Source organism: Microbacterium sp. GbtcB4, from assembly GCF_019091465.1.
Lineage (GTDB): Bacteria > Actinomycetota > Actinomycetes > Actinomycetales > Microbacteriaceae > Microbacterium > Microbacterium paraoxydans.
Map to the genome: position 1 here is coordinate 1 of NZ_JAGXJJ010000067.1, position 289 is coordinate 289.

Here is a 289-nt window from a genome sequence, read left to right on the forward strand (position 1 = left end):
GTCCGGCAGGCGCTGACCGTCGCCGTCGCCCGGGCCACCAGCAAGGACAAGGCGTTCGACGGTCTCACCCCGGACGACTCGCCCGCCTCCTCGCTGCTCCCGCGCGATGAGAAGTGGCTCCCGGACGACGCGTACGAGGTCAGCCCGCAGGAGGCCAATGTCGAGGAGGCCGCGACCATCCTCGAGGCCGCCGGCTACACCAAGGGCACGTCGGGCATCTACGAGAAGGACGGCGCTCCCGTCGAGCACAGCCTGATCTCGGTCGACGGCTGGACGGACTACAACGACG

General features: G+C 69.9%; 1 pseudogene. It reads left to right on the forward strand.

Going from position 1 to position 289, the window contains the following annotated elements:
* A pseudogene (locus KVS71_RS17310) lies at window positions 1–289 on the forward strand (ABC transporter substrate-binding protein); the annotation flags it as partial.